The organism is Streptomyces sp. XM83C (genome assembly GCF_023072675.1).
Classification (GTDB): domain Bacteria; phylum Actinomycetota; class Actinomycetes; order Streptomycetales; family Streptomycetaceae; genus Streptomyces; species Streptomyces thermocoprophilus.
Genome location: NZ_JALLGL010000167.1, coordinates 1 through 14,066, shown reverse-complemented (window position 1 = coordinate 14,066; position 14,066 = coordinate 1). Strand labels below are relative to the sequence as shown.

The 14,066-nt window shown below is 69.1% G+C and carries 16 protein-coding genes; 3 read left to right on the top strand and 13 right to left on the bottom strand.

Features of this window, described 5'->3' with window-relative positions; translation table 11 throughout:
* Positions 1–87: 87 nt before the first annotated feature.
* The 11 genes from MTQ10_RS19125 to MTQ10_RS19075 form a co-directional block, all read right to left on the bottom strand.
* Positions 88–495: a hypothetical protein gene (locus MTQ10_RS19125; RefSeq protein ID WP_247469680.1), complete on the bottom strand. Its 408-nt coding sequence runs from the start codon at positions 493–495 to the stop codon at positions 88–90.
* Between the two features lie 87 nt (positions 496–582).
* Positions 583–1,233 carry an L-threonylcarbamoyladenylate synthase gene (locus tag MTQ10_RS19120; protein WP_247469679.1) on the bottom strand — a complete coding sequence of 217 codons (651 nt, stop codon included), beginning with the start codon at positions 1,231–1,233 and terminating at the stop codon, positions 583–585.
* A gap of 3 nt (positions 1,234–1,236) precedes the next feature.
* The gene (locus MTQ10_RS19115) at positions 1,237–2,001 is read right to left on the bottom strand and encodes a phytanoyl-CoA dioxygenase family protein (RefSeq protein ID WP_247469678.1); all 765 of its coding nucleotides are present in this window, start codon (positions 1,999–2,001) and stop codon (positions 1,237–1,239) included.
* Positions 1,985–2,824: a creatininase family protein gene (locus MTQ10_RS19110; protein ID WP_247469677.1), complete on the bottom strand. Its 840-nt coding sequence runs from the start codon at positions 2,822–2,824 to the stop codon at positions 1,985–1,987. Before MTQ10_RS19110 ends, MTQ10_RS19115 begins: the two co-directional genes overlap by 17 nt.
* A complete protein-coding gene (locus tag MTQ10_RS19105; RefSeq protein WP_247469676.1) occupies positions 2,821–3,618 on the bottom strand; it encodes a class I SAM-dependent methyltransferase in 798 nt (265 codons plus the stop codon). Before MTQ10_RS19105 ends, MTQ10_RS19110 begins: the two co-directional genes overlap by 4 nt.
* Entirely contained in the window at positions 3,615–4,280 is a 666-nt protein-coding gene (locus MTQ10_RS31490) for an HAD family hydrolase (RefSeq protein WP_247469675.1), read from the bottom strand. Before MTQ10_RS31490 ends, MTQ10_RS19105 begins: the two co-directional genes overlap by 4 nt.
* Entirely contained in the window at positions 4,277–4,723 is a 447-nt protein-coding gene (locus tag MTQ10_RS19095; RefSeq protein WP_247469674.1) for a hypothetical protein, read from the bottom strand. The genes MTQ10_RS31490 and MTQ10_RS19095 overlap by 4 nt, the downstream gene beginning before the upstream one ends.
* The gene (locus MTQ10_RS19090) at positions 4,705–5,775 is read right to left on the bottom strand and encodes an enolase C-terminal domain-like protein (protein ID WP_247469673.1); all 1,071 of its coding nucleotides are present in this window, start codon (positions 5,773–5,775) and stop codon (positions 4,705–4,707) included. Before MTQ10_RS19090 ends, MTQ10_RS19095 begins: the two co-directional genes overlap by 19 nt.
* Positions 5,772–7,817 carry a hypothetical protein gene (locus tag MTQ10_RS19085; RefSeq protein WP_247469681.1) on the bottom strand — a complete coding sequence of 682 codons (2,046 nt, stop codon included), beginning with the start codon at positions 7,815–7,817 and terminating at the stop codon, positions 5,772–5,774. Before MTQ10_RS19085 ends, MTQ10_RS19090 begins: the two co-directional genes overlap by 4 nt.
* Positions 7,817–8,911 (bottom strand): hypothetical protein, encoded by a 1,095-nt coding sequence (locus tag MTQ10_RS19080; protein ID WP_247469672.1) that lies wholly within the window; start codon positions 8,909–8,911, stop codon positions 7,817–7,819. The genes MTQ10_RS19085 and MTQ10_RS19080 overlap by 1 nt, the downstream gene beginning before the upstream one ends.
* A 147-nt stretch (positions 8,912–9,058) precedes the next feature.
* Positions 9,059–9,757, bottom strand: coding sequence for an HAD family hydrolase (locus MTQ10_RS19075; RefSeq protein WP_247469671.1), 699 nt, complete (start codon positions 9,755–9,757; stop codon positions 9,059–9,061).
* 98 nt (positions 9,758–9,855) lie between these two features.
* On the opposite strand from MTQ10_RS19075, the gene MTQ10_RS19070 reads away from it, so the two are divergent.
* On the top strand, positions 9,856–10,605 hold the full coding sequence (locus MTQ10_RS19070; protein WP_247469670.1) for a helix-turn-helix domain-containing protein: 750 nt from the start codon (positions 9,856–9,858) through the stop codon (positions 10,603–10,605).
* A 7-nt stretch (positions 10,606–10,612) separates the two neighbouring features.
* Complete coding sequence (locus MTQ10_RS19065; RefSeq protein WP_247469668.1) at positions 10,613–11,080, top strand: NUDIX hydrolase; 468 nt, start codon at positions 10,613–10,615, stop codon at positions 11,078–11,080.
* A 6-nt stretch (positions 11,081–11,086) separates the two neighbouring features.
* Here MTQ10_RS19065 and MTQ10_RS19060 read toward each other — a convergent pair whose 3' ends face one another.
* A complete protein-coding gene (locus MTQ10_RS19060; protein WP_247469667.1) occupies positions 11,087–11,662 on the bottom strand; it encodes an HD domain-containing protein in 576 nt (191 codons plus the stop codon).
* A 327-nt stretch (positions 11,663–11,989) separates the two neighbouring features.
* Between MTQ10_RS19060 and MTQ10_RS19055 the strand changes: the two genes are divergently transcribed.
* Complete coding sequence (locus MTQ10_RS19055) at positions 11,990–12,781, top strand: IS5 family transposase (RefSeq protein ID WP_247469666.1); 792 nt, start codon at positions 11,990–11,992, stop codon at positions 12,779–12,781.
* Here the strand turns inward: MTQ10_RS19055 and MTQ10_RS19050 are convergent.
* Complete coding sequence (locus MTQ10_RS19050; protein WP_167998795.1) at positions 12,738–13,289, bottom strand: hypothetical protein; 552 nt, start codon at positions 13,287–13,289, stop codon at positions 12,738–12,740. The genes MTQ10_RS19055 and MTQ10_RS19050 overlap by 44 nt on opposite strands.
* Positions 13,290–14,066 lie beyond the last annotated feature (777 nt).

The following is a 14,066-nucleotide window of genomic DNA, read 5'->3' as shown; positions in this document are numbered from 1 at the left end:
AAGCCCTTCAGCTGATCCACACCAACCTCTGGCGGGGAGACATCTGGCCGCCAGCGGGGACCTCTAACCGGCCGCCAGCAGGGAGAACTACTGGCCGCCTACGGGGAGCACTACATGGCCGTTGACAGTCCGCAGCAACGCCAGCATCACCAACAGGGGCGCCACATCATCCGGCCACACTCCCAGTGCAGTGCGGCAGGTGGCCCACGCTTCCTCCATCAGTGACCGACCGCCGCTCTGCCCGGCGATCATCGCGCGGAGGGCCTGAACGTTCGCGAGCAGGGCCAGGGCGTGCGGCGAGCGCGGTTCCGCCTTCGCCCAGGTGTCGGCGAAACGCAGGCGAGCTCCCGCTTCGGCGAGCACCTGGAGGCGGAAGAGCCGGCGGTCCCAGTCGGCACCGGTACTGGTCAGCAGGTCTCGGGGGCCTTCCCAGCGCCCCATAGAAGCGTCTTCGAGGACCAGCCGCAGCGCGTCGTCATCTCTTGCCGGGCGCATGTCAAGAGCGGGTTGCCCTCCAGTGGTAGGCATCATGTTCGCTCCGGTTGTCCGCTCCTGTCTGCTTGGCAGGAGGAGGCGAAGTCGTCAGGCGGTCCGGATCTCTGTGCCGAGCGCCGCCGAGATGGCCCGCTGGTGGACGAGGCCCGTACGCACGAGCCGGGCCTCCGGGGTGAAGCAGTCGACGATGGTCATGTGGTTCGCCGCCGGGCAGACCCCACCGTCGATGATGACGTCGGGTTCCAGGCCCGAGGCGGCCAGGAAGGCGTGGACCTGGTCGATGGTGATGGCCGGCCCGGGATCGTTCGGGCCGGCGTCTCCGGAGATGTTCGCTGTGGTCGCCGCGAGAGGGACTTTCACCGCCGACGCGAGGTCCCCGAGGATGTCCGGGGCGATCGTGACCAGGGCGGGAGATCCGACTGCCGCATGTTGGGCGGCGTCTTCGGTGTTCTTCCACGGCAGCAGCAGTGCGAGATCACCGGGCCAGAAGGCCGTCGCGAGGCGCCTGGCGTCCGGGCTGAGGATGAAGCGTTCATCACAGGATGCGGTGGAGGTGGCCACATAGGCGAGTGGCTTGCCGCTCGGGCGGCGCTTGCCCGTGATGATGTCGTCGCATGCCCGCGCGTTGCTCGCGTCGGCGCAGACCATGTACCAGCGCCGGGTCGGGACGACGACGAGTCCTCCGGCCTCAATCGCCTGTACCGCGGCGTCGAGGTTGTCGGGTCCGATGAGACGCATGGGCTACTCCTTTTCGGCTGCGGGCTGAGGGGTCGCGGCGAGCGGCGGATAGTCGAGCCACGGGTCACGCAGAGCTTCGAGGCGGCGGCCGGCGTGGTCCGGGTGGGAAACGCGGAAGTAGGCCATCACCCTGGGGAACGGGGTGAGGTTCCGGCCCACCGAATGCGGGACGAGGTGGTGCATGAGCAGGACGTCGCCGGGGGCACCGAGCAGAGGGACACCCCGCTCCTGGTCGACCTCTGGAGGCACCTGCTCCGTCATACCGAGCGTCCACTGGGTCCGGAACCAGTCCGCCATGGTGTGGTGACCGCCCGGCTGGTAGTGCAGCGCCCCGTCCTGCGCGTTGCTCACGTCGGACAGGACGACGCCGACGAGGAGCGAGAAAGTGCGCAGTTCTCGCGGGTCGAGGTGAGGGCAGGAGACCCCGTCCACGTGCATCGCCTTCTCGGGTTGCACGCCGGGGAATTCCGACTCGGGTACGCGGATCTGGATCTGGGCCGTGGTGACGGGGAGGGTGTCTCCGAGGAGGCCGGTGGCGAGTTCGGCCGCGTCCGTCTCCTCGTACAGGGCGAGGATGTCGGGGTGGCTTCCGAGTTCAGGGGCGAAGGTGCGCTGGCTGTAGGCCGGGACGTCGCTGGGCTTCAGACCGCGGTACCAGCTCCCGACCAGCGAGGTGGCGCGTTGGACGAGTGCGGGGGAGACCAGTGCGCGGCGTATGAGGACGCCATCCCGCTTGAAGGTGGCCTTCTCCTCAGGCGTGAGGGGCATGGTGCCTCCGTAAGGTCTGCGACGGGCCACGGGACGTGGCTCTGTCGATGCGGTCGAGGACGTGCGTGCTCGCGTCGAGCGCTGCGGCGAGAAGCTTGTGACCCAGCTCCGGGGTGGCGTTGCGCGGATCACCGCCGATGACACCATCGGCGGCGAGCTCGGGGTCGTCGGAGGACCAGGGCCACGTCACGCCGCGATCGAGTACGAGGCGGCCGATCGATCGGCGCCGGCCAGGGTCGGGGAACGCCTCGCTCGGCAGGAGGTCCAGCCGGACCCGGTCCGGGTCAAGGGCGAGCATGAGGGCGGTCTCCAGCACTCCGGCATGCACCTCAGGCAACTCGCTGCCGATCGGGACGCGGCCGGCGGCGAGTGCGGCCGGGTGCAACACGCAGGTGGTGACGCCGTGGGAGTGGCGGAGCTGGTGGACGACCGCCTCCAGCGCGCCGCGGTTGCCGCCGTGGCCATTGACGAGGAGCACGGAGCCGACCCCCGTGGAGCGGATGTACTCGGCCACGAGCGTGGTGATCAGCGTCGCGTACAGGTGGAGGTCCAGCGTGATGGTCCCCGGCGCGCCGGCGTGTTCGGGTGAGAGGCCGTAGGGGATGGCCGGCCCGACCCACAGGTCGTGCCGGTCCGCTGAGTGCGCGGCCAGACGGTGCGCGAATTGCTCGGCGATGACGGTGTCGGTGTCCAACGGCAGGTGCGGGCCGTGCTGTTCGACTGACCCGAGCGGCAGGCAGAGGACGGACCGTTCGCCGAGCTCGGCCGCCACACGAGGGGCGGTGAGCGCGGCGAACGCCTGTCTGGTGCTCCGGCTGGTCACCTCCTGCTCCGCCGCCCGAAGCGGATCAGGAACTCGTTCTCCTCCGGGAAGGTGTCGCCCTCGCTGAAGTCTGCGAGCCGCTCCTTGACCGCGGTCTCGAATTCCGGCAGCCGGTCGCCGAAGAGGTGGGGTGCGGCGAAGGAGGTGGAGTAGAGGTAGCCGAGGATGCTCTCGGTGGTCCAGGTTCGGTGGACGGGGATCCGGGCCTCCTCGACCTGGTCGAAGGGCGACTCCTCCATGATTTCGCTGTAGGGGCGGTTGTGGTGTTGGAAGGTGCCGGAGCCGGCCCGCCGTTCCTCGCCGAGGAACGTCTTGATGACGTCTCGGACGGCTTCCTTCCAGGGGCTGGTGGCGGTCCAGAAGCTGCTGTCGCCGAAGATGGCGACGACACCGTCAGGCGCGACCTGGTCGTCCAGTCGCGCCAGCACGGCCGCCTGGTCGAGCCAGTGGAACGCGCGGCAGATGGTGACCAGGTCGGCCTTCCAGTCGGAGGGCGGCACGAAGTCTTCGGCGGTGCTCTCGACGAGCGACAACCGCGTGCCGTCGGGGAGCTTCGGGCGCAGTGCCGACTCCGCCGCGGCGAGCATGTCGGCGTCGTTGTCGATGGCGATGATGTCGTCGAAGTGATCGAGCAACGCCTCGGCGACCAGCCCGGTGCCGGTGCCGACGTCGAGCAGGCGTCGCGGACCGTCGGTCCGGGCGGGGGCGGCCTGGTCCAGGGCCGCTGCGACGTCTTCGGGGATGCCGGGGCGGAACTGGCGGTAGTAGCTGGCGGTTCCGGTGAAGAGGCTCATGTGGCGCTCCGTGGTGCGAGGTGCTGGATGTGGGCGGCGGCTGCCGCCAAGTCGTCGGCGACGAGCACACCGTGGTCAACGAGCAGGGACTCGTCGGGGACCTGCCTTCCGCGCGAGATCCATATGGCGCGCGCCCCTGCTTCGACGGCACCCACGATGTCGCACGTCCAGTCGTCACCGACGTGGATCAGGCCACTTGGGTCTGTGTGGAAGTGGCCGGTCACGGCTTGGAAGGCCCGGCGGTCGGGCTTGGTGTGGCCGATGCGGCAGGACGGAAAGAAGTCGCTCACCCAGGGGGAGAGGAGCGTGCGCATTCCGTCGGTGTCGGCGTCGACGCAGGTCACGTTGGAGAGAGTGACGACGGTGGCTACAGAGCTGATCTGGCGCAGGGCCTCGGTCGTGCCGGGGTAGAGGCTGAACGGGGCTGGCGGCACATCGCGGGGGAACGTCTCCGTCGGCACCTGGATGGCGTCGCAGACCTCGTGTACCAGGGAGTCGGTCAGGGCCGGTCGGGTGTGGAGGCTGGAACGAAGGATCTCGCGGGTACGGGCCGGGGGGAGCGGTGACGCTTCGACCAGCCGCATCGTCAGGCCGGGGCCGTCGGCCATGCCCAGGGTGCCCCCGACGTCTACCGAGACCAGCAGTTCGGGTCGTGTCGTCACTGTGTCCTCCCCGCGGTGGACGGGAGCGCGGAGACGACGGCGTCGATTCGGGCCTGCCGGATGTCCGGGGTGGTGGCTTCCGACAGGAACGTGAGGGCGTACCGCAGCTCCGCCTCATCGAGCGCGTCGAGTGATCTTCCTGCCTGGTCAGCGGCGGCGTTGAGGTCCGGTGGGACGCTGCGCGGGCGCAGTCCGTGCGGCAGGTGGAGTCGACCGTGCCAGTGCTCGCCGTCGGCCGGCGCGGGGAACTCGCTCGTGGGCCGCAGGACCGTGACGTCGTCCAGGGTCAGGATGCGTACGGGGATGGACGAGTCCGCGATGTCCAGGCTCCCGGTGAGGAAGGTGTCGTGGCCGTCAAGCCGCCGCGTCAGGCGGAGCAGGGGCCCTTCAGGGCTGCGAGTGACCGTGCCCTCGACGGGAACGTTTAGTGGGGCGCTGGGCATGCTGTGCTCCTTGGCGTCGTGCCGAGACCAGGGGCGTCCGGCAGGCGGATGTGGCCGTTTTCGGGGCGGAGCGGCATCTCGTAGAGACGCTGGCGTCCGGGCTCCCAACGCAGCCGGTACTCGACGGCCGGAACGGCGTCGGGGAAGGCGGCGGCGAGGTGGAGGCCGGGCAGGAGCGAGCGGCCGTGCGGATACACGGGGACGCCCTGGGCTTGAGCGACTGGGATGATCTGTGCTGCTCGGGTCAGTCCGCCGCATCCGACGGCGTCGAGGGTCAGGGCAGTGGGCCGTATGTACTGGATCAGGCCGACGGGGTCCTCGTCGCAGTGCGCGCGTTCGCCCACTGCCAAGGGCAGCGGGGTGGCCGCCAGCAGCTCGTAGGTGTCCGCGTCGTGCCGCGGAAGCGGGTCCTCCAGCCACCGAAGGCAGGAGGGATCGGCTACCTGCGCGAAAGCCAGGGCCACGGCCGGTGTCCAGGTGCCGACCGCGTCGACGGCGAGCGGCGCGTCGAGAGCGTGAGAGCAGCGCTCGACCGCCTGGGCCATGCGGGCCGCCGCTTCCCCTGATCGGTCGGACGGATTCCGCCGAAGCCCCCACTTGGTGAAACTCCAGCCGCCGGCCATGACGCCAGCCAGTACGTTCGGGCTGTTGATGCTGCTGAGATCCTGGGTGAGCCAGGAGGCGTACGCCGGGATCAGCGGCCGGGGGGCCGTGGTGGTGAGGAGTTCGGCCACGGTGCGCTCGGCGAGTCGGCCGTGGAGGTCCCAGACAGCGCAGTCGACCGTGCCGACCGCCCACGAGGCGACCTCACTAGGACGCCTGCGAGCCGCGGCCCGCAGATGGTCCAGCAAGCCGGCGTGGTCAGTGACCAGGGCGTCCTTCGTCTCAGGGGCCAGTACGTCGTTCACGTAGCGTCCCACGCGTTCGCCGACCGGGCCGTACCAACCGAGCGTGTGCCCAGCGCGGACCGCGACGAAGAAGGAGTCGTCCCCGGCTGCCGTCGGCTGCCTCGTCTGGACCACGTGGAGGTCCTGGATGCTCCACGAGGTCATCGGGCCACCTCGCGAGATGCCAGGAGGAGGTCGGCAGCCCGCTCGACTCCGGGCACGTCCATGCCCATGGTGCGGGAGAGATCGCGCTGCGGCATCGGGCCGGCGGGCTCCTGCCAGCCGATGACGTCGACGGGGCGGCGGAGCCTCCCCGCCAGCAGCCCCCATACAGCCGCGGGGTGGCCCAGGGTGAGGAAGAGAACGGAAGCGTGGGAGCCGAGATAGTGCTCGACCTCGCAACCCTTCAGCCCCCGCGGCCAGGTGCTCGGGGCACCCAGAACCGTGAGGTCCAGCAGGTTGACGACGCGGACCCGGCACCGGTGACGGTCGCGAATACGGCCGACGGCTTCCGTGGCTACGGCAGCGGGGATGTCTCCCGCTGTCACGATCGTCAGGTCGGGCTCGTCATGGTCGCTGAGGTGCGACCACACCGCGAGACCACGGCTCCGCTCCTCGTCCAGCGGATCTTCCGGGTGGAGCGTACGGTTGTGCTTGCCGGTGATGATCAAGTTGACGCGGTCCATCGAGTCGAGCGCCTCATCCAGGACAGCCGCCGTACGAGTCGGGTCCGCCGGCGTCAGCACCCGGACTCCGGGTGCACCGAGGGCCAACAGGGCAGTGGCGAGGGACGGGTCACCGTGGGTGTGGACGTTGTGCCAGCCGTAGGAAGTCAGGAGGAGGTTGAGGCTGGGCAGGCCCTTCGCGCCGTCGAGGCGTCGCTGCTTGATGTGAGCCACCAAGCCGCTGGTGAGCAGAGGGGCGAAGCTCTCGTACGACACGAGCAGGCCCCGTCGCCCGCTGGCGGTCCAGCCGGCGAGCCACTCCAGCAGCACCTCCTCCGCCAGCAGCTCGTGAGCCCATCGCTCACGTGCGAGGTCAGCAAGCCGGTTGGAGGCCAGTTCGTCGGGGCTGAGGAGAAGGAAGTCCCCTCGTTCTGCGTGCCGCCGGACTGTCCCAGTGACCGCGCTCGTGAACGAGGCAGCCTTGGGTACTCGCGGGGCGTCCGGGGTGGCTGATCGCCCGCGGGGCAGGGCGCACCAGCGGACCTGGGCAACTGCTTCCGCCAGGGGCCCTCGGGTTCGTCCCCGCGTGTCGAACAGCTGGGAAGGCCGGTAGGAGGCAAGCCAGTCGTCGAGCTGCGACAGCTGTTCCGCGTCGGCGCGCGGGTTTGTGAGAGGTGTTTTGTGCAGAGCGGCCGTACCGATAAGCGTCTGGCCGCCGAGGGCGACAGGGCCGGTCCATCCCTTGACGCAGCGCAGGACCAGTGCCGTGGGTCGGCACCCGACAGCGGCCTCCAGGGCGTCCCATAGGGCTGCGTGGAAAGCTGCGTGCTCCGCCTGCGATCCGGCGGTGACGTGGACGATCACGGCCCGCCATCCGATACCGGCGAAGTACGCCCGGAGCCGGACGTCGTCCAGTCGCCCGAGCAGCGACGGACCGCCCATGCGGAAGCCGTTCACATGCACCACGGGAAGTACTGCGGCACCGGTGAGATCTCCGTGGGCGAGCCAGGCCGCTGCTGTCGTCGGGGTCTCGCACTCGCCATCACCAATCACAGGCACGACGACCCTGCCGGGAGCGTCAAGCGCGACCCCCTGCGCGAAGGGCAGGCAGCCACCGAGTCGGCCACCGAGAAAGGCACCGGCCGGAAGCGCCGGGGTGACTTCGGCTCCCAGCCCTTCCACGTCAGGGAAAGCCCGGGAGAGCCGCCGCAGGCCGTCGGCGTCCGGTCCGAATTCCGGGCGCAGCTTGCCCAACTCGCCTGTCACCCATGACGCCGAGAGCTGGACCACGCCGGCATGACCGGCTCCGAGCAGCGGCACGAGGCCGGCTTCCCCGTCAAGAGCTCCGGCGGCAAGGGCGAGGTGGGTCAAGGCAAAGGCGGTGCCCGGCACGGTCCCCCAGTGGCCGGATGGACGCTCCTTCACATCTTCGGCGGTCAGCGGCCGGCTGAGCAGGACGTTGTCCCGTAGGTGGAGTTGGCACACCGAGGCGTAGCAGATGGCTCTCCACAGAGCCTCGGCCCGAACGGCATCGTTCTCCATCACGCGCCGACCAGTGTCTCGTCAGCGAAGGTGAAGTACCACAGGGGGCGATAGCACTCCCACGCCGCAGGCCGCAGCCCGGAAGGCTCCATGATCTTCTCTATCTCGGCGCGGGCGCGGAGGTAGTACTCAAGCTCATGGGCTCCGGAGGCGCGCAGGCCGGCCATGATGCCGTTGTGGGCCTGGTAGACCTGGAAGTTCGGGAACTCGGTCACGTACGGCGCGAGGGCCTCTACGCCGGTGCGCAGTGATTCGAGGTCGTCCAGGCCCGCGATGTACGTGAACGACGTCCCGTGGCCGGCGGCGACCGCCCGCCTCAGCACTTCCGGCATCGAGGCGGTCGTCAGCACCGCCTTGCTGGCCTTCAACAGGAGGTCCCGTCGCGTGAAGCATTCAGCGGTAAGCCGGAGCACGAAGGGGCCGATGTCGGCAAGCTCGTCGAACGCCTGCCTGGAGTGAAGCACCGAGGTGAGGAAGCCGAGCCTGGCTTCGATGCCCGACTCGGCCAGAACCGAGCGGAGGGCACGCATGTGGTCGACCGCCGCGGGCTCCCGTTCGAAGCATCCGGTGGAGACGGTGACCTCTCGGACTTCCGTAAGATCCCGCCTGGGATGCTGCTCGCGCAGCGCGGCGAGAAGCTCCCGGAGATCCCGCTCTTCCGACAGCCGAGGGTCCGCCGCAGCCTCAAGGGTGTTGGGGCAGAAGGCGCAACCCACGCAGCGGCTACGGGCATTCGGGTTGAGCGTCAAGGCGGTGCCGCCGTCACGGAAGTAGCCACCGACCGCCTCATCGGCGTCGATTCGCTCCACCGTGCCGACCGCAGCGCCCCCCAGCAGCAGTTGCCCATCGTCCACCAGCCGGAAGGGAGACTCCGCCGCGTTCAGCGGGACGATGAGCTGCCAGGGCGCGGACCGCGCGCTGTCCAGTCGCACCTGCAAGCGGGCGCGGTGACGCGGTGCTTCCCCGTCGATTCCGTGGAGGTTGATCGAGATGAGCAGGGCGTCTTCGACCGGCACCCCGTACCGCCGTGCGAGCCGCTCCACGTCCGCGAGTGTGGACGCCGCGCCCGCCTGTCCGCCGAGTAAAGCTGTCACGCGCGTGCTCCATCCATGAGGCCGGAGAGGGATGGCACGTCGGCGGAGCGCGGGGGACGCTCCGCCGACGGCTCCCAAGAGCGTGCCGTCGCACGGCAGGACGGCGAACCACGCGCAGGGACTTCTTACGGACGTCCTGGGACGTTTTCAGCAGACGGCGTGAGTCAACGACCGTAGATGACGCATCAAGGCGGCGACGTCCGTGAGATCGACGAGCACGATGCTCGCTCCCGCTTCCCTCAGCTCGTCCGCGCTGTGGACGCCAGAGGCCACGCCGATCACATGCGCGCCGGAGTCGAGGGCGGCTTGGACGTCACGCGGCGTATCACCGATGAGGACCACAGGCGTGTCGGGCGGGGTGCCATAAGCCGCCCGCACACGGGACCGGGCGACGTCGACCAGGTCCGCCCGGTCCGTCGCGTCCGCTCCGTACGCTCCGCACTCGATGTCGATCAGACCGTCCAGCCCAAAGGCCCTGAGCTTGACACGGGCGTTCGCCCGGACGTTCCCGGTGAGGACCGAGGAGATCATGCCGGGCTCGGCCGCAACCGCGGCGAGCGCCTCGCGGGCACCGGGAAGCGCCCGGCCACGACGCGCGAGATCAGCCTCCCTTGCCGCGCCGGCGGCCTCCAGGACGGGCTGGATCAGCGCCCACTCCGGGGACTCCATCCCGTGGTCGCGGAACATCCCTGCGAGGATCAGCCGGTCGGTCCGGCCCTCGGTACGGGCCGGATGGTCAGCGGTACGGCCGGCGACGCCTTCGAACGCGGCGGCGTAGATCTCCTTGCTCACGCCGGAGTTCTCGATGAGGGTGTGGTCGATGTCCCAGAGCACGATCAGTGGCACCGGTCCAGCGTAGGCATACGAACAGTTCCGGCCACAACCGCGTCCAGCGGGCTCATCGCACTTGCGGCCTGCTGTCACGGTCCGGTTGGCTTGCCTGAGTGAATGAGCGACTGCGTTCCGCACTCGTGCAACGTGGGTTGTCGGTGGAGGAGTTGGCTGAAGCCTGCTCCGTGGACCCCAAGACCGCCAGCCGGTGGGTCGGTGGCCGAGTCCCCCAACGCCGGCACCGTTGGACGGTCGCGAACCTGCTGCGGGTCGACGAGACATACCTGTGGCCCGAGAGCGGCCAGGGGGCTCAGCGGCTCGGCGCGGCCCGCTCGGAGCTCGTCGACACCTACCCCAACCGGGCGAGCGTCCCACGCGATGTGTGGCTCTCCCTGCTTCTGGGCGCCATGAAGCAGGTTGACGTGCTTGTGTTCTCTGGCACCTTCTTCGCGCAGACGAACCCGCACATCGCGAGCATGCTCCAGGAAAGAGCGCAGGCGGGCGTGCGCGTCCGGCTGTGTTTCGGTGATCCGGACGGGGAGGCGGTGCGTGTCAGGGGCAGGGAGGAGGGCATCGGAGACACGCTCGCGGCCAAGATCAAGGCGTCCCTCACCTACTACCGCGACCTCGTCGGCTACCCAGGCTGCGAGGTGCGCCTTCACGACACGACGCTCTACAACTCGATCTTCCGATACGACGACCACCTTATGGTCAACCCGCACATCTGGGGCCAGCCAGCCAGCGCCAATCCGCTCCTCCAGCTCCGCAACACCGACGGCGGGGAGTGGTTCCAGCGGTACAGCGACAGCTTCGAGGCCGTGTGGGCATCCGCGCGCCCCTGGGCGCCCGACAGGCAGGAGTAGCAACACCGTGGGCAGGACCGAGTACTACCACGACCCCAAGGCCCCCAAGGCCAACACCCTCATCCCCGCCAGCAACCTGCTCGTGGTCGACGACGAAGGCGCCATCCTGCTCCAACGGCGCCGTGACACCGGCCAGTGGGCGCTGCCCGGCGGGGCTCAGGACATCGGGGAGACTCCGGCGCAGTGCGCCGTCCGCGAGTGCGAGGAGGAGACCGGCATCGTCGCGGAGGTCACCGGCTTCCTCGGCGTCTACTCCAACCCGGAGCACATCATCGAGTACACCGACGGCGAGATCCGGCAGCAGTACGAGGCCGTCTACATCGGCCGCCCCGTCGGCGGCAAGCCCACCGTCAACGACGAGGCCGACGCCGTTCGCTGGGTCCACCCGGACGAGCTGCACACGCTCGACATTCACCCGAGCATGCACGAGCAGATCGGCCACTACCTCACCGGGGCGTATCCGTACCTCGGGTGAAATGACTTACGCTCCCAGCTGGACGCCGGCCCTGGTCGCAGCCGCCCGCACCCGATCCACGCTCGCGTGGATGTGCGGCGCGGCACGTCGAATGAAGCGTCCCACCACGCTCTCCTCGCCGTAGCGACCCAAGATCTCCTGCAGCCGCTCCTGGGGCGTCGTCCGCTGACCGTCCGGCGTCGTGGTCATGTCGCAGTAGACCAGCGCGTCGACGAGCAGTGGATCATCCAGGATCGGGAACTCGTCGGCCAGCTCGTCCCGCAGGCCGCGCTCCTCGGCTTCCAGTAGGGCGTACGTGTGGTTCGCCACCAGCTTGACGACCCGCTCGTCCGCCGCGTGTGCGTTCCTCAGGTAGCGGGCTCCGTCCAGCGGATGGAACCCAGTCTCGACAAGCCGGGGCGCATAGCCGATGTCGTGGAGCACTGCCGCGGATTCCAGGACCTCGACGTGGCCGCCGACCAGCGGTGCCAGCGTCTGGGCACAGGCGGCAACACCCTGCGTGTGTGCCCATCTGCGCGGAAGGCTGTCTCGCAGCAGCTCGCCAGCCAGCTCATACGCCCAGTCGACTTCTGTCGTCCCCACGCGGGGGAGGATACGGCAGCAACTTCGCCGACGTCTGGTCCATCCCCTCAGCGAGGTAAGTAGCTGTTGTCTTTTCGATCTTGAGCGGTGGCGGTCGAACGCGGGTTCCCGGTCGAGTGATCCGGCCGTGGCCGGAGCATGAAGACGGGGCCTCCTGAACAGCTCGTGGGTGTCGAATCCATAGAGCAAGAGGAGGCCCCGGTGCTGCAGTCTTCCGTGCCGATGGGTGGGCAGTCCAACTCTCCCGCTCCAACGTGTGATTGCCTCGCGCACGTGTACGGCAACGCGGCTGACTGGCCCGAGCGGCAGCGCCGGTACCCGTCGGACATGACGGACGCGGAGTGGGCTGAGGTCCGGCCGCTGCTGCCGGTGCCGGGCTGGATGCGCGGGCGGGGCGGCCGGCCGGAGGGGTACTGCCACCGCGCGGTGCTCGATGCGATCCGGTATCTCGTGGACAACGGGATCAAGTGGCGGGCGATGCCCGCCGACTTCCCGCCATGGGACCGCATCTACGCATTCTTCCGCCGCTGGCGCGACAACGCCCTGGTCAAGGAGTTCCACGACCGGTTGCGCGCGAGGGTCCGCGAGGAGCTGGGGCGGGACGCGCAGCCGTCGGCCGGGGTGATCGACTCGCAGTCCGTCAAAGCGGACGCCGTCGTCGGCGCGGACAGCCGCGGCTTCGACGGCGGCAAGCTCATCAACGGCCGCAAGCGGCACGTCGTGGTCGACACCCTCGGCCTGCTGCTGGGCGTGATGGTCACCGCCGCGGATGTCGGCGACCGCACCGCTGCCCAGGCCCTGCTTGAGCGGGTGGCCCGGGCACACCATCGCCTGGCCCTCGTCTGGGCCGACGGCGGCTACACCGGAAGCCTTGTCGAGCACTGTCTGGCCACGTTCGCCCTGGTCCTGGCGATCGTCAAACGCAGCGACGACATGCGCGGCTTCGTGGTGCTGCCCAAGCGGTGGATCGTCGAGCGTCTCTTCCACCACCTGATGCGAAGTCGCCGCCTGGTGCGCGACTTCGAGCGCCGCACCGCCAGCGCCGAGGCGATGGTCTACTGGTCGATGACCATGGTCATGACCCGCCGCCTGGCCCGCTCACGCCGCGGGCGGGCGTGAATCGGCCCGGCGCAGGCTCGGCCAGCCAGCCGCGCGCGACCAGGCGTTTCGCCTTCGACCTCAGCGCCTCCACCCGCGCCGGCACCACGTCCATGCCGAACGAAGCGGCCATCTCCTGGCAGGTCAGCGGCCCTTGATGGAGCCGGGCGCGGTCCGCGAGCACGGTGAGGATGCGCTGGTAGTCCACCGACAACGCCGACCACGCAAGCCCTTCACGCCACACCGGCACCTGCGACTTCGCCCTTGCCGCTTCCGGCGTTGACGAGGCCTCCTCGGCCTGTCCGTCGGCGGTCGGTGCTGTCCGGTCGGCCTGGTCGTGGCCATTCCCCGTCTCCTCTGCCGGGGCAAGCACCTCGCCCACCCGCGAGCGAGCGATGGCCCATTCCTTCCAGTCCCGCTCGGCCACGGCCAGTTCAGCCTGGATGCGGTCGGCCTCCTCCCGCAGCTCGTCCACGCGACGGCGAGCGACGACCTCGCGCTGTTCCAGCAGCCCCACGACCGACGGCATCCATGACCTCCACAGCAGCGGCGACACGACAGACCATCACTCCCACAGGATCACCGGCCCTATGCCCGACCAGCGAAAACGCCGTCGTCAAGCCCGGAAAGACAACAGCTTCTAACCCTCCAGTGCCACCTTGTCCCGGCACTTCGACAGCTTCTGCCGCTTTTCACTCATGATCATCAGCAGACGCGCCCATACGCTCCTCGCCTCGGATGACCTGCGCGCTTCCTTCATCCAGATCGTCCACGACGTCAGCGATGGCATTGCTCGGGAACGCCAACGCCCTGCGCCCACGTCGACCACGACGGTCTCCATCGTCCGGCGTTCGGAACCGCAGCGAGCTCCTCCTCAAAGGCAGGCCCTCGGTCCCCGCAGACCCCGTCGTACCCGATGATGCTCCGATCCCGTGCACTCCTTCAGCTGCTCCCGAGTGCAGCCGCACTAACTTGATCTTTAACCTCGGGGTCCGAACGGGGCCTCGTACTTGATCACTCGGACTGGTAACTGCGGTATGTACAGGCGGCCTTCGGCCGAGCATGTGATCCGACCAAGGAACACACAAGCTCAGCACGAAGGCCGTGGGGATGAGTCTGCTGCATCACGTCGTCCGGCAGGATCCGTTTGCGGAACTGTCACGCTTCCGGGGTGAGTTCCATTGAGCACTGTGCATCGTGAAACGTGCAGGTGAGGTGGGCTGGTGTGCGGGCGAGTTGCCGTGCTCGCGCTGGTCGGCGGCGGGTGTCCATGGTGAAGATCGTCTGCCCTGTCGGCTGAGGCGGT

What these genes read in the sequence shown, in the direction of transcription:
- MTQ10_RS19090 (WP_247469673.1), bottom strand. Translation starts at nt 5,775, where the DNA reads ATGACCTCGTGGAGCATCCAGGACCTCCACGTGGTCCAGACGAGGCAG.
- MTQ10_RS19050 (WP_167998795.1), bottom strand. Translation starts at nt 13,289, where the DNA reads ATGCCGTCGGTCGTGGGGCTGCTGGAACAGCGCGAGGTCGTCGCTCGC.
- MTQ10_RS19115 (WP_247469678.1), bottom strand. Translation starts at nt 2,001, where the DNA reads ATGCCCCTCACGCCTGAGGAGAAGGCCACCTTCAAGCGGGATGGCGTC.
- MTQ10_RS19120 (WP_247469679.1), bottom strand. Translation starts at nt 1,233, where the DNA reads ATGCGTCTCATCGGACCCGACAACCTCGACGCCGCGGTACAGGCGATT.
- MTQ10_RS19125 (WP_247469680.1), bottom strand. Translation starts at nt 495, where the DNA reads ATGCGCCCGGCAAGAGATGACGACGCGCTGCGGCTGGTCCTCGAAGAC.
- MTQ10_RS19085 (WP_247469681.1), bottom strand. Translation starts at nt 7,817, where the DNA reads ATGGAGAACGATGCCGTTCGGGCCGAGGCTCTGTGGAGAGCCATCTGC.
- MTQ10_RS19105 (WP_247469676.1), bottom strand. Translation starts at nt 3,618, where the DNA reads ATGAGCCTCTTCACCGGAACCGCCAGCTACTACCGCCAGTTCCGCCCC.
- MTQ10_RS19055 (WP_247469666.1), top strand. Translation starts at nt 11,990, where the DNA reads ATGACGGACGCGGAGTGGGCTGAGGTCCGGCCGCTGCTGCCGGTGCCG.
- MTQ10_RS19095 (WP_247469674.1), bottom strand. Translation starts at nt 4,723, where the DNA reads ATGCCCAGCGCCCCACTAAACGTTCCCGTCGAGGGCACGGTCACTCGC.